Source organism: Micromonospora arida, assembly GCF_003857035.1.
GTDB lineage: Bacteria > Actinomycetota > Actinomycetes > Mycobacteriales > Micromonosporaceae > Micromonospora > Micromonospora arida.
Window position 1 is genome coordinate 1 of sequence record NZ_QGSY01000265.1, and the last position, 7,000, is coordinate 7,000.

The following is a 7,000-nucleotide window of genomic DNA, read 5'->3' on the forward strand; positions in this document are numbered from 1 at the left end:
ACCCACCGGGATCGACAGCCCACAGCTGTCGATAACCGACGCTGCTCACCGGGGTAGGGAGGCGAACCGGCCGGCGGCCCGGTCGTCCACCGTCTCGTACGCCTCGGCCGACGCCCGGACCCCGCCGGAGGTCGCCGCGACCCGTGCACCCAGCCGGCAGAACCAGGCGTGCCCCGCCGCCTCCAACCCGGCCAGCGCCGCGCCCGCTCGCCACTCGGGCGCCGCCACCACCAGTCCGGGCAACCCCGCGAGGCCCAACGCCAACCGGCGCGCCTCGTCGTCGAGCAGGACGGCGACCGCCCGCAACTCCTCCGGCTGGACGGCGAACGGCTCGTCGGTCATGACCACACCCCCATGGACGATCGGCATCGACGCGCTGACGCTAGGCACGTACCGGAGGTCGCGCGGTGCCCTGTGGACAGCCGACGTCGAGGCGTACCCCGGGGTGTCCACAGGCGTTGCCCAGCGCGAGCCCGACGGCTAATCTGCGGCCTCGACCGCCGGTAGGGTGGTGTGGTGATCGTCGCTGTCGGCATCGATGTCGTCCTGGTCGACCGGTTCGCCCGGGCCCTGGCACGGACGCCGCTGCTCGCCGACCGGCTCTTCACCGAGGCCGAGCGGCACACCCGCTCCGGCAGCCCGCGCTCGCCCGAGTCGCTCGCCGCCCGGTTCGCCGCCAAGGAGGCGGTGGCCAAGGCGCTCGGCGCCCCGGCCGGCCTCAGCTGGCACGACTGCGAGATCGTGCCCGACCCGGATGGCCGCCCCTGGCTGGCCGTCTCCGGCACGGTCGCGGCGGTGGCCGACGCACGCGGGGTCAACCACTGGCATCTCTCGTTGTCGCACGACGGCGGGATCGCCTCGGCGATGGTGGTCGCGGAACGATGACGTCGGCCGGGAGGGCCGGTCAGGTCCGCCCGCGAACGGAATGGGACACGGTGGCATGAGAGCGGTGTGGCGGGTGGCCGACGTACGGGCGGCCGAGGCGGGGTTGATGGGCACGCTGCCGGAGGGGACGCTGATGCAGCGGGCCGCCGCCGGCCTGGCCCGCCGCGCCGCGCTCCTGCTCGCCGAGCGGGGCGGAGTCTACGGAGGCCGGGTGCTGCTGCTGGTCGGCTCCGGTGACAACGGCGGCGACGCGCTGTACGCGGGGGAGCGGTTGGCCCGCCGAGGTGTCCAGGTGTCCGCCCTGCTGCTCACCCCCGGGCGGGCGCACGCCGCCGGCCTGGCCGCGCTGCGAGCCGCTGGCGGCCGGGTCGTGCCGGATCCGGCCGGCCCGGTCGACCTGGTCCTCGACGGCATCGTCGGCATCGGTGGCACCGGCGGGCTGCGGGCCAACGCGGACGACGTGGTCCAGCGCCTCGGCGAGCTGCGAGGACGCGACGGGGAACGGGCCACCGTGCTGGCGGTCGACGTGCCCAGCGGGGTCGCGGTCGACACCGGCCACGTGCCGCTGTCCGCGTCCGGCCGGCCCACCGCGGTCCGCGCCGACGTGACGGTGGCCTTCGGCGCGCTGAAGCCCGCCCTGGTGGTCGGGCCGGCCGCCGCGATGGCCGGGCACGTCGAGCTGGTCGACATCGGGCTGCGGCCGTGGCTGCGCGGCACCCCCGCGCTGCGGGTCACCGAGTGGTCCGACCTGGTCGACTGGTGGCCCCAGCTGGGCCCGGCGTCGGAGAAGTACACCCGGGGTGTGGTGGGGGTGGCGACCGGCTCGGCGACCTACCCCGGTGCGGCGGTGCTCTCCGTGGGCGGCGCCCTGGCCGGGCCGACCGGCCTGGTCCGCTACGCCGGCAGCGCCCGCGCCGAGGTGCTGCACCAGCACCCGTCGGTGATCGCCAGCGGGCGGGTCGCCGACGCGGGCCGGGTGCAGGCCTGGGTCTGCGGCTCCGGGCTGGGCACCGGCGCCGACGCGGCGGCCGAGCTGCGCGCCGTACTGGCCGCCCCGGTGCCGGTGGTGCTCGACGCCGACGCCCTGACCCTGCTGGTGGACGGCTCGCTCGCCGACCGGCTGCGGGGTCGGGACGCGCCCATCGTGGTCACCCCGCACGACCGGGAGTTCACCCGTCTCTGCGGGGAGGAGCCGGGCGCCGACCGGGTCGGCGCCGCGCTGCGGCTGGCCGCCTGGATGAACGCGGTGGTGCTGCTCAAGGGCGATCGCACGGTGATCGGCACGCCGGACGGTCGGGCGTACGTCAACCCGACCGGCACCCCGGCGCTGGCCACCGGCGGCACCGGCGACGTGTTGGCCGGGCTGCTCGGCTCGCTGCTGGCGGCCGGGGTACCCGCCGATCGGGCTGCGGCCTCCGCCGCGTACCTGCACGGGCTCGCCGGGCGGGAGGCGGCCCGGGGTGGGCCGGTGACCGCGCCCGACGTGGCGACCGCGCTGCGTCCGGTGCTGGCCCCCCTGGGCTGAACGGGGCGGTTCCGGGTGCGGTGACCGGGTCGCCGCGTCGCGACGTGCGTCGCCGCCCGCGGTGATCACGGCGGAAAGTAGGCTGGGTACATGTGGCAGGCCGAGGTACGCGTCGATCTTGACGCCATCCGCGAGAACGTGAGCAGGCTCCGCTCCGGCACCACCGCCGAGTTGATGGCAGTGGTGAAGGCCGACGGGTACGGCCACGGGATGCTTCCGGCCGCCCGCGCGGCGCTCGACGCCGGCGCCGACTGGCTCGGTGTCTGCACCCTCGACGAGGCGCTCACCCTGCGGCGGGCCGGGGTGACCGTGCCGGTGCTGGCCTGGCTGCTCGCCCCCGGGTTGCCGCTGCACGAGGGGGTCACCGCCGGGGTCGACCTGGGCGCGGCCAGCCTGGCGCAACTGGACGAGATGATCGAGGCGAGTCGCCTCGCCGGGCGTCCCGCCCGCCTGCATCTCAAGATCGATACGGGGCTGTCCCGAGGCGGTGCGACAGTCGCCGACTGGCCCGCGCTGCTGGACGCCGCCGCGAAGGCGCAGGCCGACGGCCTGGTCGAGGTGGTCGGCGTGTGGAGCCACTTCGTGTACGCGGACTCGCCCGGCCACCCCACCACCGACCGCCAACTGGCCGTCTTCCACGAAGGGCTGGCCATGGTCGAGCGGGCCGGGCTGCGACCACGCTGGCGGCACCTCGCCAACTCGGCCGCCACCCTCACCCGCCCGGACACCCACTTCGACCTGGTCCGCCCCGGCCTGGCCATCTACGGGCTGTCCCCGGTGGCCGGCGAGACGTACGGGTTGCGGCCGGCGATGACCGCCCGCGCCCGGGTGATGCTCACCAAGCGGGTGCCCGCCGGCACCGGTATCTCCTACGGGCACGCCTACACCACGGAGGCCGACGCGAACCTGGCCGTGGTGCCGCTCGGGTACGCCGACGGGGTTCCCCGGCACGCGTCCAACACCGGCCCGGTGCAGCTCGGCGGCGTACGCCGGACGATCTCGGGGCGGGTCTGCATGGACCAGTTCGTGCTCGACTGCGGCGACGACCCGGTGGCCGACGGCGACGTGGCGACGCTCTTCGGCAGCGGCGTCGACGGCGAGCCGACAGCGGACGACTGGGCCGAGGCGGTCGGCACGATCAACTACGAGATCGTCACCCGATTCGGCGGCACGCGGGTGCCTCGGGTCTACGACGGCGAGAAACCATGAGTTATCGCATTCCGCGTCCCCGCACGGCCGCCGGCCGGGTCGCCGGGATCGTCGGCGCGGCGGTGGGGGTGGCCGCGGCAGGTCTGGCGGCCGGCGTCGCGACGGAGCGGACCCTGGTCCGCCGGCTCAAGGCCGACCCGGCCGACCGCTACGCGCACGAGACGTTCGACCAGCAGCGGTACGACGAGGCATTCCGCCTGGAGCTGCCGGACGGCACCGACATCCACGTTGAAGTGGTCGAGCCGACCCGGCCGGTGCCAGGTCGACCGACTGTGGTGCTGGTGCACGGCTTCTGCCTGGACATGGGGACGTTCCACTTCCAGCGCCAGATGCTCGCCGCCCGCGGTGACTACCGGATCGTGGCGTACGACCAGCCCGGTCACGGCCGGTCCGGCAGGCTGGAGACCGGGGAGTACGACCTCGCCGTGCTCGGCCGCACGCTGCGCCAGGTGATCGACCGAACCGCCCCGGACGGGCCGCTGGTGCTGGTCGGCCACTCGATGGGCGGCATGACCATCATGGCGTTCGCCGAGCTGTTCGGAGAGCTGTTCGGTGACCGGGTGGTGGGCACCGTTCTGATGGCCACGTCGGGCGGGCTCATCGCGGAGACCAAGCTGGTCGCGCCCGCGCTGCTCGGCCGGGTCGGTGGCCCGGTGCTCTACATGGTCAGCAACGCCACCCGGTACGGAGGGCCGGTGATCGACAAGGCCCGCAAGTCGACGTCGAACGTGGCCTGGTTACTGACCCGCAAGTACGGCTTCGGCACCCGCAAGCCCAGCCCGTCGCTGGTGTCCTACGTGGAGACGATGAACTCCCGGACGTCGGCCGACACGGTGACCCGCTACCTGCGGACCCTGGCCACCCACTCGCGCTTCCCAGCGCTGGCGGCGCTGGCGGCGACTCCGGTGCTGGTGGTGGTCGGCGACAAGGACATGATCACGCCGGTGACCCACTCCGAGGAGATCGTCCGCCGGTTGCCGCACGCCGAGTTCGTGAAGATCAAGGACAGCGGTCACGTGTTGATGTTGGAGCACGCGGACGAGGTCAACGCCGCCCTGGCGCAGTTCCTGGAGTCATTGCAGAGCGTGGAGGAACGGTGAGTCACGTCGTCAAGCTGCCGACCGTCGAGGACACTCGGGACTTCGGCCGGCGGCTGGCCGGGCTGCTGCGCGCCGGCGACCTGGTGCTGTTGACCGGCCCGCTGGGCGCCGGCAAGACCGCGCTCACCCAGGGCATCGGCGCCGGGCTCGGTGTCCTCGGGGACATCACCTCGCCGACCTTCGTGATCGCCCGGGTGCACCGCCCCGATCCGGCCCGGGGCGGCCGGGTGGCAATGGTGCACGCCGACGCGTACCGGTTGGGTGACGCCACCGATCCGCGTGCCGAGATCGACGACCTGGACCTCGACGCGTCGGTGGACGACTCGGTGACCGTGGTGGAGTGGGGCGAGGGCCTGGTGGAGCAGTTGGTGGACGCGCACCTGCGGGTTCGCATCGACCGCCGCGACGACGACACCCGCATCGTCGAGCTGGACCCGATCGGCGGTGACTGGGCCCGGCGGCTCGCCGACCTGGGCTAGGTCGGTGGCTGTCGTACCCGGTGCCTAGAGTGCGGGGGACCGACCCGCGCTGTGAGAGGTTCCCGATGCCCGACGACGCTCCCGCCCTGGATCTGCTGGCCCTGCTGCCGGAGCAGTGGCGCACCGTGCTCACCCCGCACCTCGACCCGGCGCGCACCGCCGCGCTGGGCGACTTCGTCGCCCGGGAATACGCGACGCAGACGGTCTTCCCGCCGCTGGAGGATCTGTTCTCGGCATACCGGCTCTGCCCGCCGCAGGGCACCCGGGTGCTCATCCTCGGGCAGGATCCCTACCACCGGGCCGGGCAGGCACACGGGTTGAGCTTCAGCGTCCGCGACGGTGTGACGGTGCCGCCGTCGTTGCGCAACGTCTTCAAGGAGTTGGGCGAGGACGTGGGTGTCCCCAAGCCGCGCAGCGGCAACCTCGACGGGTGGGCCGCCCAGGGGGTGCTGCTGCTCAACGCGGTGCTGACCGTCCGGCAGGCCACCCCGGGCTCGCACGCCAACGCCGGCTGGGAAGAGTTCACCGACGCGACCATCCGGGCACTGGACGCGGCACCGGAGCGGGTGGTCTTCCTGCTCTGGGGTGGCTACGCCCGTAAGAAGGCCGCGCTGGTCACCAATCCGCAGCATGTGGTGCTGGAGGCCGGTCACCCCAGCCCGATGAACCCGCGCGGCTTCCTCGGTAGCCGCCCGTTCAGCGCCGCCAACAAGGCACTCGCCGACGCCGGGCTGCCCACCATCGATTGGGAGCGCACCGCCGGCTGAGCCGGCACTCGGGCCGGCAGTTGGCTCAGCTGTCGCTAACCAACTGCCGGTTCCGGTAGCGGCGTAACAGTTCGGCGGCGCGCGGCTCGCTCAGCTCCAGCTCGACGAGCGGCACCACCTGGTAAGTCCGCCCGCCGTGCCGCACCTCGATCGTCTCGGGCAGGTCGTCGCACATCGTCGCCCTGATCTCCCCGTACCGGGTCGACCACCGATGTTCGCCCGGCTCCTCCGGCTCCAACCACACCCCGCCGAACTCACCCCAGCGGCCGTTCCACCGCTGGCCGTAGTTCGTCTCCAGCCAGCGGGTGAACGGTTTGGAGTCCTGCCAGCGCAGGGCGATCTCCAGCGCGTCGACCGGCACCGGCGCGCCCTGTAGCAACGCCGCGGTGCAACCGGTGATCACCTGCGGGACGTCGGTGAGCCGGTCCAGCAGCCGATCCAGCCCCAACCCGTCGATCCGCTCGGCGATCGGCCGGGCGGCCAAACCGTCGATCTGGGCGTCGAGGTGCGCGTCCAACGGCTCAACTCCGACGACCAACTGCACGTCCATCGCGGCAAACAGCCGCTCCAGCACCGGGATGGTAGGAGCTCGCTCACCACGTTCGAACCGGGCCACCGCGGCCTGGTCGACTTCGGCCAACGCGGCCAACTGACGCTGGCTCAGGTCGCGCAGCTGTCGTTGCTGCCGCGCGGCAGCACCGAGCAAGGTGACAAGGCGAGTCGATGACATCCCGGCATGGTGGACCACGGGCGAGATGCCCGCGATCCCGCTGCGGCAGGTCGGCGACTTGCGGCGCGTTCCGCGAGCCCCAGAATCGCCGAGCCCATGACCTGGCGGGCCTCACTTCGATGAGCGTGATGTCTGTGAGTCATCACGATGACTCACAGACATCAGGCTGATTAGCGGATGTGGTTCCAGCGCTCGTCCCTGGCTAGGCGTTGGGCCTGGCGGCCAACGGCGGGGCAGTCTGCGGCGGGGCGGGCGGGGCGAGGACAGGCCGAGGCGGCGCGAGCCGAGGTGAAGCGGGGTGGGGC

General features: G+C 73.4%; 8 protein-coding genes. 6 read left to right on the forward strand and 2 right to left on the reverse strand.

Annotation, left to right across the window (positions count from 1 at the left end; genetic code table 11):
* Positions 1-45 precede the first annotated feature (45 nt).
* Positions 46-342 (reverse strand): hypothetical protein, encoded by a 297-nt coding sequence (locus DLJ58_RS26285; RefSeq protein ID WP_124860241.1) that lies wholly within the window; start codon positions 340-342, stop codon positions 46-48.
* A 174-nt stretch (positions 343-516) separates the two neighbouring features.
* Between DLJ58_RS26285 and DLJ58_RS26290 the strand changes: the two genes are divergently transcribed.
* From DLJ58_RS26290 to ung, 6 genes are all read left to right on the forward strand, one after another.
* Positions 517-885 carry a holo-ACP synthase gene (locus DLJ58_RS26290; RefSeq protein ID WP_124860243.1) on the forward strand — a complete coding sequence of 123 codons (369 nt, stop codon included), beginning with the start codon at positions 517-519 and terminating at the stop codon, positions 883-885.
* Between the two features lie 55 nt (positions 886-940).
* Positions 941-2,410, forward strand: a complete 1,470-nt coding sequence (locus DLJ58_RS26295) for an NAD(P)H-hydrate dehydratase (RefSeq protein WP_124860245.1) — start codon at positions 941-943, stop codon at positions 2,408-2,410.
* A gap of 90 nt (positions 2,411-2,500) precedes the next feature.
* The gene (gene alr, locus DLJ58_RS26300) at positions 2,501-3,619 is read left to right on the forward strand and encodes an alanine racemase (protein ID WP_091402301.1); all 1,119 of its coding nucleotides are present in this window, start codon (positions 2,501-2,503) and stop codon (positions 3,617-3,619) included.
* The gene (locus tag DLJ58_RS26305; RefSeq protein WP_124860247.1) at positions 3,616-4,719 is read left to right on the forward strand and encodes an alpha/beta fold hydrolase; all 1,104 of its coding nucleotides are present in this window, start codon (positions 3,616-3,618) and stop codon (positions 4,717-4,719) included. Before alr ends, DLJ58_RS26305 begins: the two co-directional genes overlap by 4 nt.
* Entirely contained in the window at positions 4,716-5,198 is a 483-nt protein-coding gene (gene tsaE, locus DLJ58_RS26310) for a tRNA (adenosine(37)-N6)-threonylcarbamoyltransferase complex ATPase subunit type 1 TsaE (RefSeq protein WP_124860249.1), read from the forward strand. The genes DLJ58_RS26305 and tsaE overlap by 4 nt, the downstream gene beginning before the upstream one ends.
* Before the next feature lie 65 nt (positions 5,199-5,263).
* Complete coding sequence (gene ung, locus DLJ58_RS26315; RefSeq protein ID WP_091402296.1) at positions 5,264-5,965, forward strand: uracil-DNA glycosylase; 702 nt, start codon at positions 5,264-5,266, stop codon at positions 5,963-5,965.
* A gap of 25 nt (positions 5,966-5,990) precedes the next feature.
* Here ung and DLJ58_RS26320 read toward each other — a convergent pair whose 3' ends face one another.
* Positions 5,991-6,695, reverse strand: a complete 705-nt coding sequence (locus DLJ58_RS26320) for a helix-turn-helix domain-containing protein (protein WP_124860251.1) — start codon at positions 6,693-6,695, stop codon at positions 5,991-5,993.
* Positions 6,696-7,000 lie beyond the last annotated feature (305 nt).